The organism is Kribbella sp. NPDC056861 (assembly GCF_040687575.1).
Classification (GTDB): Bacteria; Actinomycetota; Actinomycetes; order Propionibacteriales; family Kribbellaceae; genus Kribbella.
The window spans coordinates 979,268-1,005,479 of the sequence record NZ_JBFBNQ010000002.1 but is presented as its reverse complement, the minus strand read 5'-3'; the positions used below and the strand labels follow the sequence as shown (position 1 = coordinate 1,005,479).

The following is a 26,212-nucleotide window of genomic DNA, read 5'->3' as shown; positions in this document are numbered from 1 at the left end:
CTCCCTTGCTCAGATGTCATCCGTACGGCGGCGGACGGCGTACTCGTCGAGGGCCTGCTGCAGCCGGAGATCGGGCCAGTCCTCGGCGAGGGCTTGGCGGACCAGGTCGGCCTGGGTCTGGGGAGCGAGACCGCCGATCGGCTGGTCCCGGTCCAGGTTGGTCGGGAAAGCGTATCCCTCGGCGCTCGCGGCGATGACATTGTCCAGATCGAAGGCGTCATCGTGCCGCAGAGTACGCAGTACGGGATAGAGGGTGACCGCCATCCGGACCCGGTCGACGCTCTCCATCGCGCGACCGAACGCGGACGAGATCTGCAGCAGGTTCGCCATCCGGAAGATGTCCGTCGAGTGATTGCTGCCGGCCGCGTGGAAGAGCGCCGGGTTGAAGAACACGGCGTCACCCTTGGTGAGCGGTAACTGCACGTGATGTTCGACGAAATGAGCGCCGAACTCGGGCTTCCGCCAGGCGAGGTAGCCGTGCTCGTACTTGTGCGAGTGCGGCAGGTAGAGCGTCGGTCCGCTCTCCACCGGCATGTCACAGTGCGCGACCGCCCCTTGCAGCGTCAGCACGCTGGACAGCTTGTGCACATGGGCAGGGTAGGCAGCCGCGACCTCGGTGGACTGGAAGCCGAGGTGGTAGTCGCGATGCACCGTCTGACCTTCACCTCCTGGATTCACCACGTTCACCTGCGAGGTGACCTGGTACGCCGGACCGAGCCAGGCCTTCGCGACCAGCGCGAGCAGATCGTTGGAGTAGTAGGCGGCGAACACCTCGGGCGCCCTGATCGCCAGCTTCTCCAGGGCGTTCCAGACCCGGTCGTTGGCACCGGGCTTGGCGAAATGGTCGCCGGCCGCAGTACCGGCTCGGTGCTGGTCGTCGATCATCGCCTGGAACTCGGAGGTGGTCGCGTTCACCACATCGTTGCCAAAGGCACCCTTCAGTACGACGATGCCTGGGCCGTCGCTGAGCGCTTTCGCGAACTCCGCCTGGATCTCGCGGGGATCCTCTTTGCGGATCCGGGCGGCGTCGTAGAGCGGTACCTGCTGCTCGATCGACTCGGCGAACGGGTAGTCGGCGGGGTCGGTGTCAGTTCGCAGTACTGCGAGCAGGTCGTCCAGCTTGGCGTCTTCGGGCTTGAGCCAGGTCATCGTGTGCTCCTCTAGGAAGCCGGCGGGGAGGTGGTGGAGCGGGGGACGAGTGTTGGCGGGATCGGAGGCGTTGGGGCGGTGGGCGCGTCTGTCAGGCGGGTGTGGGCCTTGGCGATGGTTTCGGCTGCCAGGGCGGCTGTGTTCTGGGCAATGGTGGTCAGACTGATGTGGGAGAGCCTGGAGATGGTGGTGTTGTCGTAGCCGACCACAGAGAGGTCTTGAGGGACCCGGAGAGATTGGCGGATGGTGTCGAGGAAGCCGGTCGCCAGGCGATCGTTGAAGAGGGTGACCGCGGTAGCCGGTGGGGCGTCGTTCAGAAACGTCTTGGCGGCGTCAGCGCCCTCAGCCTCTGTGCGGCCGCCTGTTTGGACTAGCGGTGACAGGCCCGCGTGGCGCATGGCATTCCGATAGCCCGTACGACGCTCCGCAGCGCCAGAGGACTTACCGCCATCGATGTGCAGGATGCTGCGGTGTCCCAACGACAGCAGGTGTTCGACAGCCAGCCGCGACCCTGCCATGTCGTCTGTGCGTACTACGTCGACGCCTGTCGCCTTGACCTTGCGGCCGACGACTATGACGGGCTGCGACTCGGTCAAGGCAGTCAGGGCAGAGGGAGACAGTTGCGGGCCCAGCAGGACCAATGCCTCGCAGCGATAGTCGAGCAGCGACTGTACTGCGCGGGACTCCTGTCGCGACGGGGCGACAGCACTAAGTGCCAGGTCGTACCCGGCGGCCTCCGCAGCGGAGTACAGGGCCTCTACCAGGTCGCCGTGAAAGGGAGCCTGTACGTCGAACGTCACGCCCAGCAACCGGGTCCGGGTGCGACCAAGCAGCCGGGCGCGATGGTCCGGGCGGTACCCGAGCTCGCTGCCGGCCGCCAGCACCCGGGCCCGGGTCGCCTCGCTCGCGCCGGGGGCGTCGCGGTAGACGATCGACACCAGTGCCCGGGAAACCCCAGCCACCCGCGCAACGTCCTCCATGGTCGCTCGCCCTGACACTCAAATACCTCCAGATGGAACGAAAACGATTACTTTCCAGAAGTCTTGACGGGCCCATCAAAGCAGTGTTCGCTAGCTCGTGACTAGAGCGCTCTAGTAAATGTTGCTACGAATAGTAGTTGCTCGTCACAACGGGGAATCACACGTCCTGAGGGGACCGACGACATGCGCACCGATCATGGACTGCAAGTCATCCGCATCGCACTGGTCGGCGCCGGCCGGATCGGCACCATGCACGCGGGCAACATCGCCCGCCGGGTGCCGGCCGCCGAGCTGGCCGCCGTGGTCGACCCGCGCCTCGACGCGGCCGAGACGCTGGCGGCGCAGTACGACGCCAGACCGCACGGCGACATCGACGACGTGCTGAAGGATCCGGAGATCGACGCGGTCGCGATCACCTCGATCGCCCAGGTGCACAGCGAGCTGGTGGTCCGCGCCGCCGAGGCGGGCAAGGCGGTCTTCTGCGAGAAGCCGGCCTCCCTCGAGCTGGCCGAGATGGATCGCGCGATCGCCGCGGCCGACCAGGCCGGCATCGTCTTCCAGGTCGGCTTCAACCGGCGGTTCGCCCGCGACTTCGCCGCCGCCCGGGCCGCGGTGGTCAACGGCGAGATCGGCACCCCGCAGCTGATGCGCTCGGTCACCCGCGACCCGGGCTGGCCCGCCGGGATGACGCACGCGGCCACCATCAAGCCCTGGACGATCTTCCGCGAGACGTTGATCCACGACTTCGACACGCTGCTCTGGCTCAACCCGGGCGCCGAGCCGGTCGAGGTCTACACCCGCGCCGACGCGCTGGTCGCCCCGCAGTACAAGGACGGCGGGTTGCTGGACACCGCCGCGGTGATGCTCAGCTTCGACAACGGCGCGATCGCGACCGCCGAGGCGAACTTCTCCGCCCTCTACGGGTACGACGTCCGCGGCGAGGTGTTCGGCTCGAAGGGGATGGTGACGGCCGGCCGGCACGCGACCAGCCCGATGCTGCAGTACGGCGAGCACGGGATCAGCCAGCACACGCTGCGCAGCGACGAGGAGATGTTCGTCGACGCCTACGTGGCCGAGATGTCGCAGTTCGCCGACGCGATCCGGACCGGCTCGACTCCGCCGGTCACCGGCCGGGACGCGCGCAACGCGCTGCAGGTCGCGCTGGCCGCGATGAAGTCGCACGAGGAGCGCCGGCCGGTGCAGGTGCAGGAGATCGGGTGAGGCTGGCCGTCTGCGCCGAGATGGTCTTCACCGACCTGCCACTCGTCGAGCGGGTCGAACGCATCCACCAGCGCGGTTTCGACGTCGAGATCTGGGACCACACCACCAAGGATGTCGACGCGCTGATCGCGACCGGCGCGACGTTCTCGTCGATGACCGGGTACGTGCACGGATCGCTCACGCATGACCAGGACCAGTTGCTGAAGACCGCCGAGCAGTCGATCGAGGTGGCGCACCGGCTGGGCTGCCCGCGACTCAACCTGCACGGCACCGAGCTGGGCGAGGGCGGGCTGCCTGTTCGTCCGCAGTACGGGGTGACTGGGGAGATGTGGCTGGCGGCCGCGAAGACCCTGGCGCGGCTGGCCGAGCTGGGGGCCGCCAACGACGTGATGTTCGTGCTGGAGAACCTCAACACCGAGGTCGACCACCCGGGCGTACCGTTCGCGAAGGCTGCCGACACGCTCGCGCTGGTCGCGGCCGTCGACCACCCCAACCTGCGGCTGATGTTCGACCTCTACCACGCCCAGATCGGCGAGGGGAATCTGATCGCGCTGCTTCGCAAGGCTGCTCCTTTCATCGGCGAGATCCAGGTCGCCGACGTGCCGGGACGCTGTGAGCCCGGCACCGGGGAGATCAACTATCCGGCCATCGCTGCGGTGCTACGAGAGCTCGGATACGAGGGGACCGTCGGCCTGGAAGCCTTTGCCCACAGCGATAGTGAGTTGGCTCTGCGCCGGTTCGCGGACGCGTTCGGCGGGACGGTCAGATTGGAAGACATCTGATCAAATCCCGGCTCCGACTCGACGGTGCGCCCCGCAGACCCCAAGATGTGCCCATGAGCACCGTCCAGGTCAGCGTAGATCGCACCAGCCGTACCCCGCTCCACGTCCAGCTCGCGCAGCAACTCGAGTCGGCGATCCAGGGCGGTGACCTGCCGGTCGGTTCGCGGCTCAGCAACGAGGTGGACCTCGCGGAGGCGTACGGGCTGAGCCGCCCGACTGTCCGCCAGGCCATCGCTCGCCTGGTCGACCAGGGGCTGCTGGTACGCAAGCGCGGTGTCGGCACCCAGGTGGTCGGGAACTCGGGGCAGGTCCGCCGCAGCCTCGAACTGACCAGCCTGTACGACGACCTGTCCGCGGCGCACCGCAAGCCCCAGACCGAGGTACTGCGCTTCGGCATCGCCCCCGCGAGCCCGGACGTCGCCGCAGCGCTCCAGTGCGAGCAAGGCGATCGCGTACTGCGCCTGGAGCGGCTCCGCCGTGCTGACGGCGAACCGCTGGCCCTGATGCGCAACTGGCTGCCGCCGGAGGTGCTGGATACGGACCCGAACACTCTGGCCGAGCGCGGCCTCTACGAGTTGCTGCGGGCCGAGGGGGTGCGGCTGAAGGTAGCTCACCAGACAATCTCGGCGCAGCCCGCCACTACCGAACAAGCCCGACTCCTCATGGAGGAGCCGGGCTATCCGTTGCTGGCGACCACACGGATCACCTACGACGACCACGGGCGGGCAGTGGAGTTCGGCTCCCACCTGTTCCGCGCTTCGCGCTACGCCTTCGAGCACACCCTCGTCCACCGCTGAGGGCGCTACTGCCGCTACTTGGTGCCGGGGAACTTCCAAGCCTTGTTGCCGGCCATGTCGAGCAGCTTCTCCGCGCTGATGGCCGGCTTGGGTCGGGTGTGCTTGGAGCCCTTCTCAGCGACGGCGTTGTAGCTGGTCAGGGTGATGTAGCGGCCGTCAGGGAAGTGGATCGCAGCGGTGTTGCCCAGCACGCCTTCCTTGTCCTGCCGGCTTTCGCTGTACTCGGGTGAGTTCTTGTCCCAGCCGGCCACGGAGCCGTCGGCCCGGAGCGTGCAGTGGTTGGGAGCTCCCTCCACTCCACACTTCTTGACCGTCATTGCCTGGTAGGTGATGAAGACCTCGACGTACGACAGTCCCTTGCCGTCGTTCACCAGGACAGATGCCGCGTTGTAGTCGGCCGGAAGGCCGCCGCGGGTCTTCGGCTGCGAAACCTGCAACCCCTTCGGCAGCACGCTCTTGAGCGTCTGCAGGGTCTGCTGCACCGGTACTGCGGGCTTGCTCGCGCCAGGGCTGGGAGGTTGCGGCTTCTCCGAAGTAGTGGACTCCACAGGCTTCGCCGGGAAACGCCAGAGGTCGCTGTCCGCGATTGCGGTCAACTCGGCCGCAGTCAGGGCAGGCGCGGCGCGGGTCTTCTCTACTGTGACTGCGCCTTCGCGAGTCACGGTGTTGCCGTTGTAGCTGGACAGGCTGATCGACTCACCGCCGGTGCGGACCAGGTAGATGTGGTTGTAGACCACACCAGGGGTTCGCTTCTCGAACTCGTCCTTGACGACGGTGAGGCGAGACCCGTCCGGGCGGGTGACGCAGGTACCGGGCTTCTGGTCGGAGCAACCAGGGCTCTGGCCGATCGCCGGCCTGATCGCCAGGCTGATCAGCGACAAGCCCTTGCCGTCGTTCAGGCTCAGGTCTGCCTGGTGGCCGCCGCCGTCGTCCCAGACGTTGACCTTGGCGACCTTGAGGCGCGGAGGCAGGAGCTTGGTCAGGGTCGCCTGGGTCTCCTTCAGGGTGGCGGGCTTCGCCGCGACCCTGCCGGTGTTGGTGGCCGACTGCTTGGTCGGAGTACTGGCTGCCGGCGGCTCCGCGTCCTTGGCGAAGAGCTGGCTGCCGCTGACGATGATGCCGGCGGTCGCCAGTACGGCGGCCGCGCCGCTGAAGCTGACCAGGGCGGTCCGGCGGCGGCGCAGGGTGGCGCCCCGGGCCATGCCGCGTTCGACCAGGTCGCTGGACTCGGGCTCGAGGTTCTCGGTCGCCCGGCGCATCAGCTCGGGCAGGGTGTCGTTCAGGTTCTTCATCGGGTTCCTTCTTCGGTCAGAGAGCGATCAGGTGGTCGGCGTCCGCACCCAGGACGGCGCGAAGCCGGTCCAGGGCGCGTGACGTTCGGGTCCTGATCGCACCGGCGTTCTTGCCGAGATCGAGCGCGACCTGTTCGACGCTGCGATCTTCGAAGAACCGCAGCACCAGCACCGCACGGTCGAGAGGGGACAGCTCCGCCAAGGCGTTCTGCAGGGAGATCCGCAGGGCCGGATCGCCTGGCCGGTCGGCTCGCTCCGGCATCGAGGAGACCGGCTGCTCGCTCCAGCTGCGCCGCCGCCGTTGCGAGATGAAGGTCCTGGCCAGCACGGTCTGCGCGTACGCCGGTGGGTTGTCGATCCGCTGCAGACCCCGCCAGGCCCGGAACATCTTCGCGAGCGTCTCCTGGACCAGGTCCTCGGCATGGTGCCGGTCCCCGGTCAGCAACCATGCGGTCCGATACAACTGCGGTGTTCGCGCTCTGGCGAACTCCTCGAAGTCGTCCGTCGTAGATCTCATCCCGGCCTCTCCGTCGTGGTCTCACCCTGTACGACGCGTCACCCCGCCACGGGCGTTACACCTTGAGTCTGGCCGCCGGGGAGGTCGTCGCCGGGGTTGCAACAAGGTGCAACCGGCTGGACCCGGTGGTGAGCGTTTGGATACGTTCGGTGAACCTCCGGCATGCCAGGGTTATCCACAGGCAGCCGGGATCGGGTTGGCGCCGGTGGACCCCGGGTTGAAAGAATGTTGCTCAGGGTGACCGCGAGGGTCGCTCCGAGGAGAGCTCACGGGGAGACGATGACAGCCGACAGACTTGCCCCGCGCCGGTCCGGCTGGAGCGACGCGGTCGAGCTGATCGACGCCCAGGTCCGCGACCTGGTCCGCCGCGAGGGCATCGACCCGCTGCGCAACCCGGGCGCGGTGAGCACGATCGTGGCGACGGTCGTCAAGGAGTACGACGAGCGCAGCCTGACCGGGATCGTGCCGCCGATCGGCGACCTGGAGGCGGTCAGCCGTGAGGTGCACGACCGGGTGGCCGGGTTCGGCCCGCTGCAGCGCTACCTGGACGACCCGGCGGTCGAGGAGATCTGGATCAACGAGCCGAGCCGGGTCTTCATCGCCCGCGAGGGCCGGCACGAGCTGACCACCACGGTGCTGACCGAGGAAGAGGTCAGCGATCTGGTCGAGCGGATGCTGAAGACGACCGGACGCCGGATCGACGTCTCGCAGCCGTTCACCGACGCGCGGCTGCCGGACGGCAGCCGGGTGCACATCGTGCTCGGCGGGATCACCCAACGCTACGCGGCGATCAACATCCGGAAGTTCACCGTCAGGGCGACCCGGCTGGCCGACCTGGTCAGCCTCGGCTCGCTCACCCAGCACGCCGCGGCGGTGCTGGACGCGGCGGTCGCGTGCGGTCTCAACATCCTTGTCTCCGGCGGCACCCAGGCGGGCAAGACCACGATGCTGAACGCGTTGTCCGGCTCGATCCCCGGCAGCGAGCGGGTGATCAGCTGCGAAGAGGTCTTCGAGATCAAGCTGCCGATCCCCGACTGGGTCTCGATGCAGACCCGGCAGGCCGGTCTCGAAGGCACTGGTGAGGTCCGGCTGCGGGACCTGGTCAAGGAGTCGCTGCGGATGCGGCCGAGCCGGGTGATCGTCGGCGAGGTCCGCGGCGAGGAGTGCCTCGACCTGCTGCTGGCGCTGAACAGCGGCCTGCCGGGCATGTGCACCATCCACGCGAACTCGGCCCGCGAGGCGCTCACCAAGATGTGCACCTTGCCGTTGCTGGCCGGCGAGAACATTGGCTCGAGGTTCGTACTGCCGACCGTTGCGGGCTCGGTCGACCTGGTGGTCCACCTCGGGATCGGCCACGACGGTCAGCGCCGGGTGCGCGAGATCCTCGCGGTGAGCGGCCGGATCGAGGGCGACGCGATCGAGACCGAGCACCTGTTCGCCACCGTCGACGGCCAGCTGCGGCGAGCCGAAGGGCAACTGCCGCACCCTGAGCGCTTCACTCTCCGGGGGTACTCGCCGGCCGGTCTGCTCACCGAGTTGCCGCGAGGGGTGGCCTGATGGGACTGCTGCTCGGGTTGTTCTTCGGGATCGGCTTGCTGCTGATCATCTGGGCCTTCGTTTCGCCGCGCGAGACCAAGGCCAGTACTGATGGCCGCCTGACCACTCGGAGCCGCGATCTGCTGGCCGCGGCTGGAGTCGAGGGGGTGACTCCGGCTGCCTTTATCGGCGCGTGTGGGATCACGGGGTTTGTCGGATTCATCGTGATGTTCCTGGTGTCGGCTGCGCTGCCGATCGGGCTGGTCTTCGGGGTGATGGCGGGGAGTCTGCCGGTCGCGCTGCTGAAGAGTCGCGCACGGAAGCGGCTGGCCGAGTTCCGCGAGCTGTGGCCTGATGTGGTCGACAACATTGCGTCCGCAGTACGGGCTGGGTTGTCGTTGTCCGAAGCCCTGGGGCAGGTCGGGGAACGCGGGCCTCTGCCTTTGCGGGAGCCGTTCCGCCGCTTCGGGTCGGACTATGCGTCGACCGGGCGGTTCGCGGACTCGCTCGACCGGCTGAAGGCGAGACTGGCCGATCCGGTCGGCGACCGCGTGATCGAGGCGCTGCGAATCGCCCGCGAGGTCGGCGGCGGCGATCTCGGCCGCCTGCTGCGCTCCCTGTCGAGCTTCCTCCGCGACGACGCCCGCACCCGCTCCGAGCTCGAAGCCCGCCAGTCCTGGTCGGTCAACGGTGCCCGGGTCGCCGTCGCCGCGCCCTGGCTGGTGCTCGCGATGCTGTCGTTCCAAGGCGACGTGATCCAGCGCTACAACTCCCCGATCGGTGCCCTGATCATCGGCGTCGGCGCGGTCGTCTGCGTGCTTGCCTACCGCCTGATGCTCCGCATCGGCCGCCTCCCCGAACCAGAGCGAGTACTGCGATGAACCCGATGCTGCTGGGTGCTTTTCTCGGCGCGCTGCTTGGCGGCGGTCTGCTGCTGGTACTGCGCCGCTTGCCGTTCCTGCGCAAGCCGTCCGTCGACGACCGGATCGGGCCGTACCTGCGCGACATCGGTGGCTCGGACGTCTTTCTCGGCGTGGTCAACTCCGGTTCGCCGTTCTACGCGATCGTCCGCCTGTTCGGTCCGCTGCTGCGAGCCGGTGCGGTGCGACTCGAGCGGATCCTCGGCGGTGCGCTGTCCATCCGACGCCGGCTGGCCCGCGCCGGAATCGACCGTACGGTTGAGGAATTCCGGATCGAACAGGTCCTCTGGGGCGCAGCCGGCTTCGGCGCAGGTCTGCTGACCGCCTTGATCGCCCTCTCGCTCGGCTTCGGCAACCCGATCGGTCTGCTCGTCCTCTGCTGCTTCCTCGCCGTCATCGGCGTGCTGTCCCGCGACACCTACCTGACCAGCCAAGTGAGCCGCCGCGAGCGCCGCCTGCTGGCCGAGCTGCCAACCGTGGCCGAGCTACTCGCCTTGTCAGTCGCCGCCGGTGAAGGTCCAGCCGCCGCACTGGATCGAGTCGCCAGATCATGCCGCGGAGAACTCGCTGACGAACTCCAACGAGTCCTCGCCGAGACCCGCGCAGGTGACCCGCTGGTGCGCGCCCTCGACGCCTTGGCCGACCGCAGCGGTTTGGTTGCCTTGTCCCGCTTCGCCGACGGCCTGGCCGTCGCGCTCGAACGCGGCACCCCGCTGGCCGACGTACTGCGTGCTCAGGCAGGTGACATCCGCGAAGCCAGCCGCCGTGAGCTGATCGAGTCGGGTGCCCGCCGAGAGGTCGCCATGATGATTCCGGTGGTGTTTCTCGTGCTCCCGGTGACCATTGCCTTCGCCTTCTATCCGGGCGCTGTCGGGATCCGGCTGATCGCCGGATGAATTGAGGAGATGCCATGTCCCTGCTGATGACCAGACTGTTCGTAGCCCTGGTGACCAAGCCCCGACCAGCCGCAAAAGAACGCGGCGACGTCCCCGGCTGGGTCCTGATCACGGTGATGACCGCCGGCCTGGTGGTCGCGATCTGGGCACTCGCCGCCGACCAACTCAAGGAGATGCTCGAAAAAGCCCTGGACTCGGTCGCCAACAAGAAGTGACCCCACCCCCATCCAACCCCGCCCACCCCCGGGCGGCACCCCACCCTGCGCGCCCTCGGGCGACATCTGACGCGGCCCGCCGCCGGGCCGCGCTCCACCCTGCCTGGGCACGGACGACGCTCCGCCCTGCTCTGCCCACGGGTGCATCCCACCCTGCCCGGGGCCCGGCTGCTCCTCGTCCAGCCCGCCCACGACCGGCAGTCCGCGCTGCCCGATCCCGGGCGGCGCTCCACCCTGCGCGGTTCCAGGTGGCGCTCCGTCGTCTGGCCATTCCCGGGGTGGCATCCCACGTCGCCCGCCTGCAGGCGGTACTTCGCACGGCTCGCCCTCAGGCGGTGCTCCATCCTGCCCCGACCAGCCCGACCAGCCCGACCAGCCCGACCAGCCCGACCAGCCCGACCAGCCCGACCAGCCCGACCAGCCCGACCAGCCCGACCAGCCCGACCACCTTGGTGGGCCGGGTCAGCTCGGCAAGCTCGGTCGGCCCGGCAAGCCCGGATAGCTCGGCAAGCCCGATCTGCCCGGCCAGCTCGGGTATCCACCTTCGGGACTCGGCGCGTCTCCCACAGGTTTGGTGCCTCCGGCGTCTGCTTGTGCACGGTTCTCGCCTGGCGGGACTGCCGCGACGGCGTCGGGGCGAGTGTGGGGCTGCGGTGGTGGATTTTGTGATGGTTTCGGTGTTGGTGGTGCCGTTGTTTCTCGGAGTACTGCAGGTGGGGCTGTTTCTGTATGTGCGGAACACGATCACAGCGGCAGCCTCCGAGGGCGCGCACTACGCGGCGGTGCTGAATCGGGAGCCTGGTGATGGTGAGGCGCGTACGCGGGAGTTGGTGAACGGTGTCGTGCGCAACGAGTTGATCGACTCGGTGGAGGCACAGCAGACCGAGGCGGATGGGCAGCCGGTCGTGCTCGTTGTGGTGAAGGCTCATATGCCGCCGCTGGGTTTGTGGGGGCCGGGGATCGACTTCACCGTTGAAGGCCATGCGGTCAAGGAAACCGGCGAATGACGAGACAGCGAACCCAGGATGGGCGCGGTGAGCGGGGTGAGTGCGGCGGGCGCGGTGAGCGGGGTAGTGCGGTGGTTGAGTTTTCTTGGCTGGCGTTGTTGCTGTTGGTGCCGCTCATTTACGTGATGCTCGGGGTTTTTGACGTACAGAGGGCGTCATACGGCGCTACTGCTGCGACTCGTGCGGCAGGGAGGGCGTTCATCATCGTGCCGGCTGGGTTGTCGGAGGATGACGCGCGGTCGCGGGCCTTCGAGGCGGCGCGGATGGCGATGAAGGATCAGGGGATGGAGTTGTCGGCTGATCAGTTGAAGATCACCTGCAACCCTGCGTGTCTGGAGCCGGGGTCGACGGTGACCGTTGAACTGGATGCTGAGGTGCCGTTGCCGTTGATACCTGACGCGCTGGGTGGTGAGCGGCCGGCGATTCACATCAGCGCGTCGCATACCGAGTCGTACGGCGAGTACCGCGAGGCCAAGGGCAACGGATGAGAGCCCGGCGGAGGGGTGAAGAGGGGCAGATGACGGTGCTCATCATCGGGTTCATGGCGGTGGTGCTGATGATGATCGTGGTGGTCACTGATATCTCGAAGGTGTTTCTGGTTCGGCGGGATTTGGATGCGACGGCTGACGGTGCGGTACTTGCTGCCGCGAATGGGTTGGCCGCGATCTACTCCCAGCCGGCTACTACTGGCAACGCACAACTCGATCCGGACGAGGCTCGGCGGCTGACGGCGGACTATCTGGATTCTGTTGGTGCAGGCAACCGTTTTGCCGGGTTGGACTGGTCGGCCGATGTCACTGGGACGACGGTGACGGTGACGTTGACTTCTACGGTCGATCTGCCGTTCGAGCCGCCTGGGTGGCAGGGGTCGGCTGATATTGCTTCGGATGCGTCGGCGATCGTGCCGATTCGCTGAGGGGTGCGTGGGGTCAAAGCCCTCGGCTGCCCAGCGGCGGGGTTGCGGGGTGAGGTTTGGGGTGTCGGGCAGAGTGGGGCCATGGACATCGATCTGGCTGGGCGACGGGCGTTGGTTTCTGGGTCTAGTCAGGGGATCGGGTTGGCCATTGCCACTGAGTTGGCGCGGTCGGGGGCCGCGGTGGTGGTCAATGGGCGGGGGCAGGAAAAGACCGAGCAGGCTGCTGAGGTGGTTCGGCGGGAGGTGCCGGGGGCTGAGGTTCGGGCGGTGGCGGCTGATCTGGCCTCGGGGGAGGGGGCCGAGGTGTTGTTCGCCGAGGTGGGGGAGCTCGACATCCTGGTCAACAACCTGGGGATCTTCGGGGCGAAGCCGGTGCTGGAGATCGATGACGACGAGTGGCGTCGGTACTTCGAGGTGAACGTGCTGTCCGCGGTTCGGCTGATTCGGCATTACCTGCCGGGGATGATGGAGCGTGGGTTCGGGCGGGTGATGAACATCGCGAGTGACTCGGCGGTGGTGACGCCGCTGGAGATGGTGCACTACGGCGTGACGAAGACGGCGCTGCTCGCGGTGACGCGGGGGTTCGCGAAGGCGGCGGCTGGTACCGGGGTCACGGTGAACTCGGTGATGGCCGGCCCGACGCATACGCCGGGCGTCGAGGAGTTCGTCGGGGAGTTGGTTGGCGATGAGTTGCCTTGGGATGAGGCGCAGCGGCAGTTCATGAAGGAACACCGGCCGTACTCGCTGATCCAGCGGCTGATCGAGCCGCCGGAGATCGGCAACATGGTCGTCTACCTCAGCTCCGACCTTGCCTCCGCGACCACCGGCGGTGCACTCCGTGTCGATGGTGGCTACATCGACTCGATTCTTCCGTAGTCCGTCGCCGTCTACTGGGCGAAGACGGTGGGGTTGTCGGTCAGCCAGGTGGTGAAGGTGCGGGGCGGGTGGTTGGTGATGAGCTCGACGGTCGGCTCGATCGGGTGTGGGCTGCCGACGCGGGACGCCCAGTAGGACATCAGTGAGGCGAGCTGCGCGGGGTTGCGCATGGTGGTTGCGAGTTCTTCGAAGGCCTGCTCGGGAGTGAGGTCGACGGCGTCGATCGGTACGCCGGTGAGCTGGGTGATCAGCTCGAGCTGGTGGCGACGGGTCATCGATTCGGGGCCGGTCAGCAGGTAGGCGCGACCGTCGTGGGGGCCGCCGGGGCCGTCGAGCAGGACCTTGAGGGCGACGTCTGCGATGTCCTGCTCGTGGATCGGGGCCTCTTCGGCCTCGAGGTACGGGAGGCGGAGTTGGCCGGTCGCGCGGAGCTGGTACGACCAGTAGGTCGCGTTTGACATGAAGGTGCCGGGCTGGAGCGAGGTTGTCGCGTAGGCGCCGCTGGTGATGATGCGCTCGGTGTCGGCGTGCGGGTCGCGGGCTGCGTTCTCGTTGTCGGCTTGCGCGGACATCGAAGAGAGCAGGACGACCTGCTTGAGGCCGGCGTTCTCCGCAGCTTCGACGAAGAGCTCGGCGGTGGTCGGGTCGGAGTACAGGAAGACCTGGGAGATGCCGTCGAGGGCGGTGGCGAGAGAGGCCGGGTGCGCGGGGTTGAGGGCGACGGCGCCGGGGAGGCCGGCGGGTTCGCGGCTGGCGACGCGGACGGTCCGGCCGGCGGCGACGAGACCAGTGTGGACGGCGCGGGCGATCTTGCCTCGGCCGCCTGTGATGAGAACAGACATGGAGTTGCTCCAAAGATGTAGTGACTACATTTATGGAGGGAGTAAAGCATGGGGCGTTACGCTCTGTCCATGGCGATGGAGGAGCTGGGGCGGCGGGAGCGCAAGAAGCTGCAGACGCGGCAGGTGATCTCGGATGTGGCGACGACGCTGTTCATGGAGCGTGGGTTCGACCAGGTGACGGTTGCCGAGGTGGCCAAGGCGGCTGATGTTGCTGTGCAGACTGTTTTCAACCATTTTCCGACCAAGGAAGATCTGCTGTTCGATGAGCAGCGGTGGTGGGTCGGGCCGGGGCAGGTGATTCGTGAGCTTCCTGGTGGGGTGGGGATGGTTGAGGTTGTTGAGGCGCTGGAGGGTCATTATTTGAGCGTTATTCGGGGGCGGTTGCGGTCGGGGCATCTGGTGACGTGGAAGGCGTTCAGCCGGACTATTGACGAGAGTCCGGCGCTGCGGGCGCGGAGGCGGCGGAACGCAGAGGAGATGGAGGCGTTGATCGTCGCGGCGCTGCGGGAGCGGGAGTATCGGGGTGCGCTGGAGCTGAGCGGCGGGTCGGGGGTGGAGGCGAGCGGTCGGTCGGAGGTGGAGGCGGGCGGCCGGTTGGGGGTGGAGGTGAGTCCGCAATCCAGTCCGCTGATGGCGCGGTTGATCGCCGCGCAGTACGCGGCGGCGCAGAAGGTGTTGGAGGAGGAGCTCGGGCGGGTGTTGCCGGAGAAGCCGAACGGGGTGCAGATCGCGCAGGCCGAGGAAGAGCTTGAGCGGGCTGTCCGGGTGGTCTTCGGCACCCTGAAGCGTGGCCTGCAGCACTGAGCAGGACCCGGCTGGAGAGCTGGATTCCCGGGGTGTGCTGGTGAGCGGGTACGCTGCTTGGTTGTGGCTGGACCTGATTTCGACGCTGACCTGAAGCAACTCGACGCGACCCTGACCTCGATCGAGAAAGTTCTCGATCTCGGGGGGATGCGGCGCGACATCGCCGACCTCGGAGAGCAGGTCGCCGCGCCTGATCTGTGGAACGACCAGGCCAACGCGCAGAAGGTGACCTCGAAGCTGTCCCGGCTGGAGGCTGACCTGGAGCGGGTGGTCAAGCTGCGCGGCCGGATCGACGATCTCGGTGTGCTGGTGGAGATGGGCCGCGAGGAGAACGACGCGGACACGCTGGCCGAGGCGGAGAAGGAGATCCAGTCGCTGGGCAAGGCGATCCAGTCGCTCGAGGTGCGCACGCTGCTGTCCGGTGAGTACGACGTGCGCGAGGCGCTCGTCACGATCCGTTCCGGCGCGGGCGGCGTCGACGCCGCCGACTTCGCGGAGATGCTGCAGCGGATGTACCTGCGCTGGGCCGAGCGGCACGGCTACGGCACCGAGGTCTACGACACGTCGTACGCCGAAGAGGCCGGGATCAAGTCGACTACGTTCGGCATCAAGGCTCCGTACGCGTACGGCACGCTGAGTATCGAGACGGGGACGCACCGGCTGGTCCGGATCTCGCCGTTCGACAACCAGGGCCGCCGGCAGACCTCGTTCGCCGCGGTCGAGGTGGTTCCGGTGCTGGAGCAGACCGACGAGATCGACATCCCGGACGAAGAGCTGCGGGTCGACGTGTACCGGTCGTCCGGGCCGGGTGGGCAGAGCGTCAACACCACCGACTCCGCGGTCCGGCTGACCCACATCCCGACCGGGACCGTCGTCTCCTGCCAGAACGAGAAGTCGCAGCTGCAGAACAAGGCCTCCGCGATGGTGATCCTGAAGGCGAAGCTGCTCGCGCTGAAGAAGGCCGAGGAGCGGGCCGAGATCGACTCGCTGCGCGGCGACGTGCAGGGCTCGTGGGGCGACCAGATGCGCTCCTACGTGCTGCACCCGTACCAGATGGTCAAGGACCTGCGGACGCTGTACGAGTCGGGCAACACCAGCGGCGTCTTCGACGGCGAGATCGACGAGTTCATCGAGGCGGGCATCCGCTGGCGGCGTACCGGCCAGACCGCCGCCGAGCAGAACTAGTACTGCGTACGCCCGGTCGGCCGTGAACCCAGCAGAACCCGAAGACGCCAGGGCTGAGCTCAGAGCGGACTGCGGGAGCTGCTTCGGGCTGTGCTGCGTCGCGTTGACGTTCGCCAAGTCGGCCGACTTCGCGATCGACAAGGCGGCGGGGGAACCCTGCGCGAACCTGGACGACGCGTTCCGCTGCGGGATCCACCAGCAGCTCCGGCCCAAGGGGTTCCAGGGGTGCGCGGTCTACGACTGTTTCGGCGCCGGCCAGAAGATCTCGCGACTGGCCGGCCGGAGCTGGCGGGAGCAGCCGGGGCAGCAGATGTTCGCGGCGTTGCCGGTGATGCGGCAACTGCACGAACTGCTCTGGTACCTCGCTGAGGCGTTGGAGCTCGACCAGACCAGGGCGATCCACAAGCAGTTGCGCACGGCAACTGATCGGATCGAGCAGCTCACCCGGACGCCGGATGTCACCGCCGTTGATCTGCCGGGTGAACGGGTCAAGGTCAACGAGTTGTTGCTGCGCACCAGCGCGCTGGTGCGAGGCAAGCAGAGCAAGGCGAAGGAACGCCGCGGAGCTGACCTGTTCGGGGCCAAACTCCGCGGCGCTGATCTCCACTCCGCCAATCTCAGAGGTGCCTATCTCATCGCCGCCGACCTCCGTGAAGCAGATCTCCGGCGAGCGGATCTGATCGGCGCCGACCTGCGGGATGCTCGGCTGGAAGGCGCGGATCTCACCGGCGCGCTCTTCCTGACGCAGTCACAGGTCAACGCAGCCCGGGGAGATGCGAAGACGAAGCTGCCGCCGGCCGTGAGCCGCCCAACCCACTGGGCCAGCTAGCCCCGGACCAGGCTGGACGCCGGACCGGGGCACACCTCGGCTGGACTACTTAGCCCGCAGTTGGTGGGTCACCGGTGTCATCAGCAACGAGATAGCCGTGATCGCCAGCGCAACAGCCGCCAGCGCCCCACCTTGCCCCCAGGAAGTCCCAGCCAGCGCCAGGTACGCCGTACCGACGGTTGCCGCCCCCAGCGCGAGACAGGTCTGCTGACTGGTGAGCAGGATCCCGCTCCCCAGCCCAGCCTGAGCTGGCGGGACCTGGCCAACCACCACGCCCATCAGCGGCACCATCACCAGACCGCTGCCAAACCCCGCGATCAACATGGGAATCGCGAGCGTCCACGGCGTCACGTCAGGCCACAGCGTCAGCGCAACCACAGCCAGTACGGCGTACCCGATCGACTGCACGATCCAGCCGCGCAGGATCAGCCCAGCGCCGTACCGCTGCTGCAGACGCGGCCCGTAGATCGACGTGATCAGGAAGCCGACCGACATCGGCAGCAAGCTCAGACCGCCTTCCAGCGGCGACATCCCGGCCTCGCCCTGAGTAGCGAGCGCGAAGACGAACATGAACCCGCCGAAGGTGGTGAAGAAGCCAACGGCCAGCAGCAAGCCGATCTGCATCGGCCGCAGACGCAGTACCGACGGCGGGATCAGCGGTGAAGTACCGGCCTTCTCCGACCGATGCTGGTGTACGCCGAGCAGCGCGACGGCCGGGATCGTCGCAGCCAGCGACAGCCAGGTCCACAACGGCCAGCCGAGCGCACGCCCCTCGGTCAGCGGCAGAAGCAGCAACACCAGCGTGAGTGCCAGCAGTCCGGCGCCGACCAGGTCGACCCGCTGAGCCTTGGCGGCACGAGTCTCGGGCAACAGCTTCACCGCGGCAACCAGCGCGACCAGCCCGACCGGCACGTTGACCAAGAAGACCGCCCGCCAGCCAAGGCCGAACACGTTGGCCTCGACCAGCGCGCCGCCGAGGATCTGCCCGAGCGCAGCAGCCGAGCCACCAGCGACGCCGAACATCGCCATCGCGCGGGCCCGGTGTTCGCCGGTCAGCAGGCTGCTGATGGAGGCAAGCACCTGTGGCGTCATCGCCGCGGCCGCCGCACCTTGGAGCACTCGAGCGGCGAGCAGTACACCGATCGTCGGTGCAACCGCGCAGATGAGCGACATCACGGTGAAGCCGATCAGGCCGATCAGGAACAGCCGCTTGCGGCCGAACCCGTCTCCCAGCCGACCGCCGACCACAAGCAGCGTGGCATTGGCGATCCCGTAACTGCCGACCACCAGCTGCAGCTCACCGGCGTTGGCCCGGAGGTCGGAGCCGATCGCGGGCAGCGCGACGTTGATGATGAAGAAGGAGAGCATCGGCAGGAAGGCGCCGAAGAGCAGCGTCGTGAGGGCAACGGGGCCAAGCAATGGCGAGGGCGGCGGCGAGGTCGGTGGCGGAGTTGCCACCCGGTCGGTCTGGAGCTGGTCTGTCATGTGCACCAGCTTGCGGCCGTTCGCAGCCTGGTGGTGAGAGCCTGGTTATCCTGGTATTGGCACCACCTGGCACCAGGCTTCCGTTCAGCGGCGCCGACCAGCACGATGGAGAGGTGAGCCTCCTGAGCAGCATGCCAGCCGCCACCGACAAGGAGGAGCGGCGCCGGGCGCTGTCGGCGTTCCTGCGCAGCCGCCGCGAGCGGATCCAGCCCGACGAGGTCGGGTTCGCGCCAGGCGGCCGACGCCGTACGCCGGGCCTGCGGCGCGAGGAGGTCGCGCAGCTGGCCGGTGTCGGGATCACCTGGTACACCTGGCTCGAGCAAGGCCGCGACATCAACGTCTCGGCTCAGGTGCTCGAAGCGATCTCCCGCACTCTCCGCCTCGACAGGCTGGAGCGCAACCACCTCTACACCCTCGCCGGGATCGCGCTCGGCCCCGCCAAGGGCGACTGCTCCGCACTCCCGGACTCCGTCCAGCGGATGCTCGACCAGCTCTCGCCGTACCCGGCTCTCGTCCTCAATTCCCGGTACGACGTACTCGCGGTCAACGAGGCGTATTGCCGGGTCCTCATCGATCTGTCGGCGATCCCGGTCGAGGAACGCAACCTGCTCTGGTTGACCTTCGCCTCGGACGAGTGGCAGTGCGCCTTCACCGACGGTGATTCGATCAAGCGGCACATGGTCGCCGGCTACCGCGCCGCCTCAGCGGATCACCTGGGCGAGCCGAGCTGGCAGGACCTGACCCAACGGTTGCTGGCGAGTTCACCGCTGTTCGCCGAGCTCTGGGAGCGGTACGACGTGGCCGGTCCCAGCTCGAAGGTGAAGGTGGCAACCAACGAGCGGGTGGGCGCGTTGCGGCTGGAAGCGTTGAATCTCTGGGTGAGCCAAGCTGGTGGGATGCGGCTGACCGCCTACACCCCGGTCGACGACGAGACCGAGGCCAAGCTGCGCACACTCGTCACCGGGTGATTGCCGAGGGCATCAGGTGCCCCCGGCAATCAACAGCCGTCAGCCGACCGGTACTCCGGGGTTGGCGAGCCCCTTGCCGCCGGTGACCGTGTTGGAGCGGTCGATGGTGACCTTGCAGCTCGACGCGTTGTAGTTGACGATGTTGAACGCGTACCTCCCGGCGCCGCCGGCTCCGGTCAAGTCGGACCTGTTGTTGCGGAAGACCGTCCCGCAGCCCCAGCCGGGTTGCTGGGTGTGCGTCTCGTAGCCGTTGTTGGTGGTGTTCTTGCCGGTGTTGTTCTCGATCAGGTAGTTGTTGCCCTTGACGTCGATCCAGCTGTCGTCGAAGTTGGCGCCGGTCAGGCCGCGGCCGTCGAAGGTGTTGCCCGCGACCCGGCCGTCCCTGGTGCCTTCCTTCAGGTCGATCGCCTCGCCGCCGACGTCCGGACCGATCGTGTTGTCGAGGATCTGCACGTTGTCCGACCGGTCCGAGGTGCCGCCGGCGCTGCCGACGTACACGCCCTCGCCCATCCCGCGGCCGTCGTTGCCGGTGTCGTAGATCCTCGAGTTCCTGATCGTGCCGTAGGTGCTGCTGTTGCGGAAGTGCACGCCTTCCATGTCCAGGTCGTGCACGGTGACACCGTCGACGACGACCCGGGTCGCGCTGTCGATCATGATGCCTTTCTGGCCGCCGGTGACGGTGATTCCCTTCACCTGCCAGTAGCTCGCGCCGTTCAGGTGCAGGCCGTAGCCGCCGCCGGCGGTGAGGACGGCCTTGGCCGAACCGCTCAGGGTGATGGGCGAGGACAACGTACCGGAGGCGGTGGTCTTGAAGTTGCCGGTGTAGGTGCCGTCGGCAAGTTTGATCGTGTCACCGGCTTTGGCGCCGGTCAGCGCGGTCTTGAGCTGCGCGGCGGTGGTGACGTTGATGGTGGCGGCGTGCGCCGGGGTGGCGGGGAGGAGCGCCGCGATCAGGGCAGCGGGCAGCACGAATTTGGTGAGTCCCATGAGAGGGGGCCTTTCAGGGTGTACGACGGGAGGGGGCGTTGCGTCGTTCACAGGAGAAGAGCAGCCCGGGCCGGCACTGGGGCGGTGTGCCGGCCCGGGGAGTCGCTAGCTGGTCGGGAAGTCGTCCGGGGTGCGGATCCGGTCGCGGATCCAGACACCGGCCGGCTTCAGGACCGAGGTACCGGTGAAGTTGTTCCCGGCGCAGGTGCCTTCCTTGAAGACGGCGCCGGAGCGGAAGTCGTCGGAGAAGTTCCAGTTCGTCCAGCCGATCTTCTTGCTGGCCAGGAAGTCCAGGTACTTCTGGGTGTTGGTGAAGTCGTTGGCGCCGTCACCGCTGGCGGTCTGGGTGCCGAACTCGGTGATGAACAACGGGATCCGGTCGGCGGCCCGGGACAGCGCGTTGAAGTACTCCGCCTTGTGCGACGCGGCGTAGAAGTGGAACGTGTACATGAAGTTCGTCGCGTTGATCGGGTTGTTGATCACGTCGGCCTCGGTCCGGCCGTCGGAGATGCCGAGCGACCCCCAGCCGTGGGTGCCGACGAAGACGACGCCGTCGGAGTCCTTGGCCCGGATCACCGGGATCATCTGCTCGGCGTACGACTTGATCGCGGCCCAGGAGACGTTGTTCGGCTCGTTGGCGATGTCGTAGATGATGTTCTTCTTGTCCTTGTGCCGCTCGGCGATCTCGGTGAAGAACGTCTTCGCCTTGGCCAGGTTGGCGTTCGGGTCACCCGGCGTCAGCTGGTGCCAGTCGACCAGGGCGTACATGCCGCGCTTGGTGGCCTCTTCGATGTAGCTGTGCACCAGGTCGGTGAACTTGCGCGGGTTGGTCTCGTAGCCACCCTCCTGGATGTACATCGCGATCCGCAGTACGTCGGCGTTCCAGTCGGTGGCGAGCGCGTCCAGCGAGGCCGGCTTGATGCAGTTGGCGTACCACTGGATGCCGTGCGTGCTCATCCCGCGGAGCTGGATCGGCTTGTTGTACTGGTTGCACAGCTTGGTGCCGCAGACGTGCAGCTGGCCGTTGATCGAGACCGGCGTCCCGCCCGGGCCGGGGCCCTGGACGGTGTCGATGGTCAGCGAGTCGGCGTTCGGGCCGCCGTTCGCGGTCGCCGAGGTGGTCTTGATTTTGTTGCTACCAGCAACGAGAGTCGCGGTGGCGGTGACCGTCTGGTACGTCGTCCACGCGCCGGTGCCCTGGAAGCCCAGGTCGTCGGCGGCGAGCGCGCCGTTCACGGTGACGTCGACCGGCCGGTTGACCGTCGTGCCGTTGGCGTAGCGGAAGCTGAGGGTGTACTGGCCGGCCGCCGGGGCGTTCACGGTGTACTCCACCGAGCTGCCGACGACGTTGTCGAAGTTGACGAACCCGGTGCCGGTGAACCCGGCGTGGTTCGACTCGACGACACCTTGGGAAATGGTGGCGGCCTCGGATTCGTAGCGAACCGGGGCGGCGGTGCTGGTGCTCGCGCCGGTGGTGACCAGGGCGGTCGCGGCCAGCGCGACTCCTGAAACCAGGGCGAACCATCGGGGGCGGATCATCACGGGCCTCCTACTGCGTCAGGGGCGGGGACGAGAGGGGTCAATTCTTATTAGGAAAGTTTCCTAATAGATTGCCGGGGAACTTAGCCCTGATGCAGGGTGCTGTCAATCGATCGCCAACAGTGACCAGGCAAATTCCCGTGGGGTGGAACGAAAGGCCCGAGTTAGGCGGTGTCGCGGGAGGACCAGGCGGCTTTCAGGGCGGCCAGAGTGACCGCGATGGCAGGCCGGCGAGCGGTGGCGGTGCGCCAGACGGCGTACAGGCGACGGCTCGGGGCGGGATGCAGCGGGATGGCGATCACGCCGTCGGGTAGGGGGCCGCGGCCGAGGCGGGGGAGCAGGCCGATACCGATGCCTCGGGCAAGCAGGGCGAGCTGGGTCTGGTACTCCGCGATGAAGTAGGCGACCTCGGGCTCGACGCCGGTGTTGCGCATCGTGCGGGTCAGCCACTCGTAGCAGATCGACCCGGCCGGCTGGCAGATCCAGCGTTCGCCGACCAGGTCGTCCGGGCGGACGAGCTCCTTGCCGGCCAGGCGATGCGCGGCCGGGACCAGGACGTCGGCGGGATCGGAGCCGAGCTTCACCCTGGACAGTCCCTCGGGGATCGCGAGCGGGGTGTTGTGCCAGTCGTGCACGATGGCGATCTGGATGTCGCCGCGAGCGACGGCGGCGACGGCCTCGAACGGGTCGGTCTCCGACACCGTCAGGTCGAGTGCGGGATGGTCGGCCAGCAGCTTCGGCAGCACGGCCGGCAGGATCCCGCGGGCGGCCGTCGGGAAGGCGGCGATGGCCAGCGAGCCGATCGCCTGGCCGCGCTGCTCCTCCAGCGAAAGCTCGGCGTTCTCGACCAGTTGCAGGACCTGGGACGCCGTGGCCGCGAGCTGCTGCGCCGCGTCGGTCAGGACGATGCCCCGGCCGCGCTTCTCGATCAGCACGGTGCGCGTCTCGCGCTCCAGCTTGGCGAGCTGCTGGGAGACCGCCGACGGGGTGTAGCCGAGCGCCTCCGCGGCGCCGCCGACCGACCCGTACGTCGCGACGGCGTGCAGCGCGCGCAACCGGCCCAGATCAATCATGTAGCACTCCTACAGTGTCAGCGGTAGCAGTCCGTGCTGGTTCTTAACTGTAGCTCAGCCCAGACTGGAGCACATGAACCCTCGTCACGTCCTGCTCGCGCTCGCTGTGGTGGTCGTCTGGGGCATCAACTTCGTGGTCATCGAGGTCGGCCTGGAAGGCTTCCCGCCGTTGCTGTTCTCCGCGCTGCGGTTCTTCTTCGCCGCGGTGCCGGCCATCTTCATCCTTGGTAAGCCCCGGGTTGCCTGGCGTTACGTGATCGCCGTCGGGCTGGCGCTCGGGGTGGCGAAGTTCGGCCTGCTCTTCGTGGGGATGGACCACGGCGTACCGGCCGGGTTGGCTTCGCTCGTGCTGCAGTGCCAGGTGATCTTCACGTTGCTCTTCGCCGTCGTCGTACTACGGGAACGGCCGCGGCGCACCCAGCTGCTCGGCATCGCGATCGCGTGCGTCGGGATGGGGTTGATCCTCTTCGATCGTGGTCTCGCGGCGCCGGTCGGAGCACTCGGGTTGGTCATCGCGGCCGGTGCCTGCTGGGGCGTCTCCAACATCGTCACCCGTCACGCGAAGCCGCAGGACACCTTGCGCTTCATGGTCTGGGTGAGTGCTGTCGCCGTCGTCCCGCTGCTGGCGCTCTCCGCGCTGACCGAGGGCGTAGGCAACGATCTCGATGCCTTGCGCACCATTGACCTGACCGGAGTAGGTGCCATCGGCTACCTCTCCTTCCTGGCCACCCTGTTCGGCTTCGGCATCTGGGGCTTCCTGCTCCGCCAGTACGACGCCAGCACGGTGGCGCCGTTCTCGTTGCTGGTCCCGGTCGTCGGGATGGGCGCTGCCTGGCTGCTGCGGGGCGAGCAGGTCGGCCTGCAGCAGGGCATCGCAGCCGTACTGATCATCGGCGGCATGGCCTGCACGGTGATCCGGCGGCGAGTCAGGACCGAGACAGCTGTTCGCGAGCCTGTATTAGCGCAAAGCCCAGTAGGTTGAGGCCTCGCCACTGGGCTGGGTGTGCGGCGCGCTCGTCGTCGGCCGCGAGGCCGATACCCCAGATGCGGTCGACCGGACTGGCCTCGACCAGGACGCGGTCGCCGGTGCCCAGCAGGTAGCCGAGCAGCGCCTCGTTCTGGCGGAACTTGTGAAGGTTGCCCTCGACAACCAGCTGGACGCGGTGTTGTTGCCAGGTCTCGGTGTCGAAGCCGGTGACCTGGCGGCCGATCGCTTTGGCTTCCTGGGGATGCCCGGCCGCGATCGCCGCGCGGGCCGACTCCTCGTCGCCGAAGAGTCGGGCCTTGGCTGCCATCATCCAGTGTTCGGCGGTCGGGTAGCGGATGTCATCGACCGTGAACGGGGCGTAGTACCACTGGCTCAGGCAGGTAGGGCCGACGCTGCCGTCGCGGTTCGGGGTGTCGCCCCAGAAGAAGATGTACTCGTGGCGTCCGTCGAGCAGGTCGGCGGCCGAGAGCGGCGTACCGGTGGTCACTCGTATTGATTGGCCGGCGGAGTGACGTTCTGTACTCCGGTGACGGTCAGCGCGGCGACGTCGCCGTCGGTGCGCTTGGTCGGCTCGGCCCACTCGCCGGTCACGGTGACCCACTGGTTCTTCGGCGGCGCCGTCTGGCCGCGTGCCTCGACCATGAACGCAGTACCGTCGGCGACGCAGCAGGTCAGCCCGATCCGGGAGACGTACCAGGTGCCGTTCTTGCCCGGCGTGACGAAGCCGGTGAGCTGGAAGTTGCGACCCTTCATGCTCTCCTTCTCCCAGACGGCCCAGACGGCGTAGTCCCGCACCGCCAACGGTACCGGGGCGGTGCTGTCGGCGCTCTCGGAGAGGAACGAGTTGCCCTTCGGCGCGACGGGTTTGGACGACACCGGTGACTGGCGCTGGGCCGCGTCGGCGCCGAGCGCGGGCGGGTCGACCACGAGCAGCGCGAAGATCGGTACTACGAGCAGCCACGCCGCGCGAGGCAGCAGGTGTCCGTGCCCATGACCGTCGTCGGCGTGATGGTCGCCAGGCTTCTTGCGGGTGTCCGCGAGCACGTCGGCGACCGCCAGCACGATCAGGATGATGCCGGCCGCCAGCAGCATCCAGCGCATCCCGGGCTTCACATAGCGCAGGTAGGTGTTCGAGGTGGCCAGCTGGACCACCGCTGCACCGACGAAGACGACGACGAGTCCCGCGACATTACGCCTCACAGCAGCCACCATCCGACGAGAAGACTGGACAGGATCGCGACCACGAAGGTGGCCGGGGCGAACCGGATCGCGAACCTCGGCCCGAAGGTGCCGGCCTGCAACGCGATCAGCTTCACGTCGACGATCGGCCCGACCACCATGAACGCGAGCCGCGCGGTCAGCGAGAACTGGGTCAGGCTGGCGGCGACGAACGCGTCGGCCTCCGAGCAGATCGCCAGCAGCACGGCGAGCACGCCGAGCACGACGACCGAGAGCAGCAGGTTGCTCGCGACGTGATCCATCCACGCCCGCGGTACGACGACGTTCAGGGTGGCCGCGGCGGCCGCGCCGACGACCAGGAAGCCGCCCGCGTGCAGGAAGTCGTGCAGCATCGACGAGCGGAAGACCTCGAGCTTGCCGGTGCCCTCGGCGTGCCGGTTCTTCGGCATCTTCAGCCACGAACTGCCCTTGCCGGTCAGCAGCCACAGCCAGCCGAGGATCATCGAGACGCCCAGCGAGGTGACCAGCCGGGCGACCACCACCTTCGGCTGCCCGGGGAACGCGACCGCGGTCGACGCGAGCACGACCGGGTTGATCGCCGGGGCGGACAGCAGGAACGCGATCGCCGCGGCCGGGGTGACGCCGCGGTTCATCAGCGCTGCCGAAACTGGTACCGAGGCGCACTCGCAGCCCGGCAGTACTACGCCCGACACACTCGCGACCGGTACTGCGAGCGCCGGGTGCTTGGGCAGCGCCTTCGCGAAGAAGGACGCCGGTACGAACGCGGTGAGGGCGGCCGAGAGCAGCACGCCGAGCACCAGGAACGGCATCGCCTGGACGGTCACGCCGACGAACATGGTCGCCCAGGTCCGGACGCCGTCATCGGTGAACAGCCCGGCGAAGATCCGCCGGCCGAACAGCGCCAGCACCACCAGGATGACGAGCGTCAGGGTGAACGCGATCGAGGAGCCGGTGGACTCCTTCTCCTCGGGTTCGGCCGGTGCGGACGAGGGCGGTGGGGGCGGTTCGGCCGGCGGGACGGGATCTGCCGTCGTCACGGCGGAATCCCGCTCGTCGGTGGCCTCAGGCGAGCTCATGGGCGGCATCCTGACACAGCGGAACGCGCCCGGACGAGTACTCACCGCGCTGGTGAAATGAAAATCAGCGTCATTCCGCCGAATAGTCGTGATGCGCTCCGGCGCCCCCGGCCGACAGGCCCGATGACCGTC

28 protein-coding genes are annotated in these 26,212 nt (G+C 67.7%); 16 read left to right on the top strand and 12 right to left on the bottom strand.

Features of this window, described 5'->3' with window-relative positions:
• Positions 1-9: 9 nt before the first annotated feature.
• Together AB0P21_RS11820 and AB0P21_RS11815 are read right to left on the bottom strand one after the other, a co-directional pair.
• Positions 10-1,149, bottom strand: coding sequence for a phytanoyl-CoA dioxygenase family protein (locus AB0P21_RS11820; protein ID WP_363695852.1), 1,140 nt, complete (start codon positions 1,147-1,149; stop codon positions 10-12).
• An 11-nt stretch (positions 1,150-1,160) separates the two neighbouring features.
• Positions 1,161-2,129 (bottom strand): LacI family DNA-binding transcriptional regulator, encoded by a 969-nt coding sequence (locus AB0P21_RS11815; protein ID WP_363695851.1) that lies wholly within the window; start codon positions 2,127-2,129, stop codon positions 1,161-1,163.
• 183 nt (positions 2,130-2,312) lie between these two features.
• Here AB0P21_RS11815 and AB0P21_RS11810 point away from each other — a divergent pair, with 183 nt between their 5' ends.
• Genes AB0P21_RS11810 through AB0P21_RS11800 form a run of 3 tightly spaced genes read left to right on the top strand, consistent with a single transcriptional unit; the run spans position 2,313 to position 4,929 of the window.
• Complete coding sequence (locus tag AB0P21_RS11810) at positions 2,313-3,350, top strand: Gfo/Idh/MocA family oxidoreductase (RefSeq protein WP_363695850.1); 1,038 nt, start codon at positions 2,313-2,315, stop codon at positions 3,348-3,350.
• Complete coding sequence (locus AB0P21_RS11805; protein ID WP_363695849.1) at positions 3,347-4,132, top strand: TIM barrel protein; 786 nt, start codon at positions 3,347-3,349, stop codon at positions 4,130-4,132. Before AB0P21_RS11810 ends, AB0P21_RS11805 begins: the two co-directional genes overlap by 4 nt.
• A 53-nt stretch (positions 4,133-4,185) precedes the next feature.
• Positions 4,186-4,929, top strand: a complete 744-nt coding sequence (locus AB0P21_RS11800) for a GntR family transcriptional regulator (RefSeq protein WP_363695847.1) — start codon at positions 4,186-4,188, stop codon at positions 4,927-4,929.
• A gap of 14 nt (positions 4,930-4,943) precedes the next feature.
• Here AB0P21_RS11800 and AB0P21_RS11795 read toward each other — a convergent pair whose 3' ends face one another.
• The gene (locus tag AB0P21_RS11795) at positions 4,944-6,221 is read right to left on the bottom strand and encodes a hypothetical protein (RefSeq protein ID WP_363695846.1); all 1,278 of its coding nucleotides are present in this window, start codon (positions 6,219-6,221) and stop codon (positions 4,944-4,946) included.
• A 16-nt stretch (positions 6,222-6,237) separates the two neighbouring features.
• Entirely contained in the window at positions 6,238-6,738 is a 501-nt protein-coding gene (locus AB0P21_RS11790) for a SigE family RNA polymerase sigma factor (RefSeq protein WP_363695845.1), read from the bottom strand.
• 279 nt (positions 6,739-7,017) lie between these two features.
• Between AB0P21_RS11790 and AB0P21_RS11785 the strand changes: the two genes are divergently transcribed.
• The 8 genes from AB0P21_RS11785 (at position 7,018) to AB0P21_RS11750 (ending at position 13,104) form a co-directional block, all read left to right on the top strand.
• On the top strand, positions 7,018-8,295 hold the full coding sequence (locus AB0P21_RS11785; RefSeq protein WP_363695842.1) for an ATPase, T2SS/T4P/T4SS family: 1,278 nt from the start codon (positions 7,018-7,020) through the stop codon (positions 8,293-8,295).
• Positions 8,295-9,155, top strand: a complete 861-nt coding sequence (locus AB0P21_RS11780; protein WP_363695841.1) for a type II secretion system F family protein — start codon at positions 8,295-8,297, stop codon at positions 9,153-9,155. The genes AB0P21_RS11785 and AB0P21_RS11780 overlap by 1 nt, the downstream gene beginning before the upstream one ends.
• Positions 9,152-10,090 (top strand): type II secretion system F family protein, encoded by a 939-nt coding sequence (locus AB0P21_RS11775; RefSeq protein WP_363695839.1) that lies wholly within the window; start codon positions 9,152-9,154, stop codon positions 10,088-10,090. The genes AB0P21_RS11780 and AB0P21_RS11775 overlap by 4 nt, the downstream gene beginning before the upstream one ends.
• A 14-nt stretch (positions 10,091-10,104) precedes the next feature.
• Positions 10,105-10,305 carry a hypothetical protein gene (locus AB0P21_RS11770; protein WP_363695838.1) on the top strand — a complete coding sequence of 67 codons (201 nt, stop codon included), beginning with the start codon at positions 10,105-10,107 and terminating at the stop codon, positions 10,303-10,305.
• Between the two features lie 593 nt (positions 10,306-10,898).
• Entirely contained in the window at positions 10,899-11,312 is a 414-nt protein-coding gene (locus AB0P21_RS11765) for a TadE family protein (RefSeq protein ID WP_363695836.1), read from the top strand.
• Positions 11,313-11,383: 71 nt separating this feature from the next.
• On the top strand, positions 11,384-11,800 hold the full coding sequence (locus AB0P21_RS11760; RefSeq protein ID WP_363695835.1) for a hypothetical protein: 417 nt from the start codon (positions 11,384-11,386) through the stop codon (positions 11,798-11,800).
• A 29-nt stretch (positions 11,801-11,829) separates the two neighbouring features.
• Positions 11,830-12,228 carry a Tad domain-containing protein gene (locus AB0P21_RS11755; RefSeq protein ID WP_363695833.1) on the top strand — a complete coding sequence of 133 codons (399 nt, stop codon included), beginning with the start codon at positions 11,830-11,832 and terminating at the stop codon, positions 12,226-12,228.
• Positions 12,229-12,309: 81 nt separating this feature from the next.
• Complete coding sequence (locus AB0P21_RS11750; protein WP_363695831.1) at positions 12,310-13,104, top strand: SDR family oxidoreductase; 795 nt, start codon at positions 12,310-12,312, stop codon at positions 13,102-13,104.
• An 11-nt stretch (positions 13,105-13,115) separates the two neighbouring features.
• On the opposite strand, the gene AB0P21_RS11745 is transcribed toward AB0P21_RS11750, so the two are convergent.
• Positions 13,116-13,946, bottom strand: coding sequence for an NAD(P)H-binding protein (locus AB0P21_RS11745; protein WP_363695830.1), 831 nt, complete (start codon positions 13,944-13,946; stop codon positions 13,116-13,118).
• 48 nt (positions 13,947-13,994) lie between these two features.
• Between AB0P21_RS11745 and AB0P21_RS11740 the strand changes: the two genes are divergently transcribed.
• The 3 genes from AB0P21_RS11740 to AB0P21_RS11730 all read left to right on the top strand — a co-directional run bounded on the left by AB0P21_RS11740 (position 13,995) and on the right by AB0P21_RS11730 (position 16,764).
• The gene (locus tag AB0P21_RS11740; protein WP_363695829.1) at positions 13,995-14,750 is read left to right on the top strand and encodes a helix-turn-helix domain-containing protein; all 756 of its coding nucleotides are present in this window, start codon (positions 13,995-13,997) and stop codon (positions 14,748-14,750) included.
• Between the two features lie 63 nt (positions 14,751-14,813).
• Entirely contained in the window at positions 14,814-15,935 is a 1,122-nt protein-coding gene (gene prfB / locus AB0P21_RS11735; RefSeq protein WP_363695828.1) for a peptide chain release factor 2, read from the top strand.
• 103 nt (positions 15,936-16,038) lie between these two features.
• Positions 16,039-16,764, top strand: coding sequence for a pentapeptide repeat-containing protein (locus AB0P21_RS11730; protein WP_363695826.1), 726 nt, complete (start codon positions 16,039-16,041; stop codon positions 16,762-16,764).
• A 45-nt stretch (positions 16,765-16,809) separates the two neighbouring features.
• On the opposite strand, the gene AB0P21_RS11725 is transcribed toward AB0P21_RS11730, so the two are convergent.
• Entirely contained in the window at positions 16,810-18,249 is a 1,440-nt protein-coding gene (locus AB0P21_RS11725; RefSeq protein ID WP_363695825.1) for an MFS transporter, read from the bottom strand.
• A 113-nt stretch (positions 18,250-18,362) separates the two neighbouring features.
• Here AB0P21_RS11725 and AB0P21_RS11720 point away from each other — a divergent pair, with 113 nt between their 5' ends.
• Positions 18,363-19,217 carry a helix-turn-helix transcriptional regulator gene (locus AB0P21_RS11720; protein ID WP_363695823.1) on the top strand — a complete coding sequence of 285 codons (855 nt, stop codon included), beginning with the start codon at positions 18,363-18,365 and terminating at the stop codon, positions 19,215-19,217.
• 39 nt (positions 19,218-19,256) lie between these two features.
• Here AB0P21_RS11720 and AB0P21_RS11715 read toward each other — a convergent pair whose 3' ends face one another.
• From AB0P21_RS11715 to AB0P21_RS11705, 3 genes are all read right to left on the bottom strand, one after another.
• The gene (locus tag AB0P21_RS11715) at positions 19,257-20,204 is read right to left on the bottom strand and encodes a right-handed parallel beta-helix repeat-containing protein (protein WP_363695822.1); all 948 of its coding nucleotides are present in this window, start codon (positions 20,202-20,204) and stop codon (positions 19,257-19,259) included.
• Positions 20,205-20,309: 105 nt separating this feature from the next.
• The gene (locus AB0P21_RS11710) at positions 20,310-21,743 is read right to left on the bottom strand and encodes a cellulase family glycosylhydrolase (RefSeq protein WP_363695821.1); all 1,434 of its coding nucleotides are present in this window, start codon (positions 21,741-21,743) and stop codon (positions 20,310-20,312) included.
• 164 nt (positions 21,744-21,907) lie between these two features.
• Positions 21,908-22,816, bottom strand: coding sequence for a LysR family transcriptional regulator (locus AB0P21_RS11705; protein WP_363695820.1), 909 nt, complete (start codon positions 22,814-22,816; stop codon positions 21,908-21,910).
• A 73-nt stretch (positions 22,817-22,889) separates the two neighbouring features.
• Here AB0P21_RS11705 and AB0P21_RS11700 point away from each other — a divergent pair, with 73 nt between their 5' ends.
• Positions 22,890-23,798, top strand: a complete 909-nt coding sequence (locus AB0P21_RS11700) for an EamA family transporter (protein WP_363695818.1) — start codon at positions 22,890-22,892, stop codon at positions 23,796-23,798.
• On the opposite strand, the gene AB0P21_RS11695 is transcribed toward AB0P21_RS11700, so the two are convergent.
• The 3 genes from AB0P21_RS11695 to AB0P21_RS11685 are packed head-to-tail and all read right to left on the bottom strand — an operon-like array spanning position 23,743 to position 26,080.
• The gene (locus tag AB0P21_RS11695; protein ID WP_363695817.1) at positions 23,743-24,291 is read right to left on the bottom strand and encodes an NADAR family protein; all 549 of its coding nucleotides are present in this window, start codon (positions 24,289-24,291) and stop codon (positions 23,743-23,745) included. The genes AB0P21_RS11700 and AB0P21_RS11695 overlap by 56 nt on opposite strands.
• Entirely contained in the window at positions 24,288-25,004 is a 717-nt protein-coding gene (locus AB0P21_RS11690) for a TIGR03943 family protein (RefSeq protein ID WP_363695816.1), read from the bottom strand. The genes AB0P21_RS11695 and AB0P21_RS11690 overlap by 4 nt, the downstream gene beginning before the upstream one ends.
• A complete protein-coding gene (locus AB0P21_RS11685) occupies positions 25,001-26,080 on the bottom strand; it encodes a permease (RefSeq protein ID WP_363695815.1) in 1,080 nt (359 codons plus the stop codon). The genes AB0P21_RS11690 and AB0P21_RS11685 overlap by 4 nt, the downstream gene beginning before the upstream one ends.
• Between the last annotated feature and the right edge of the window lie 132 nt (positions 26,081-26,212).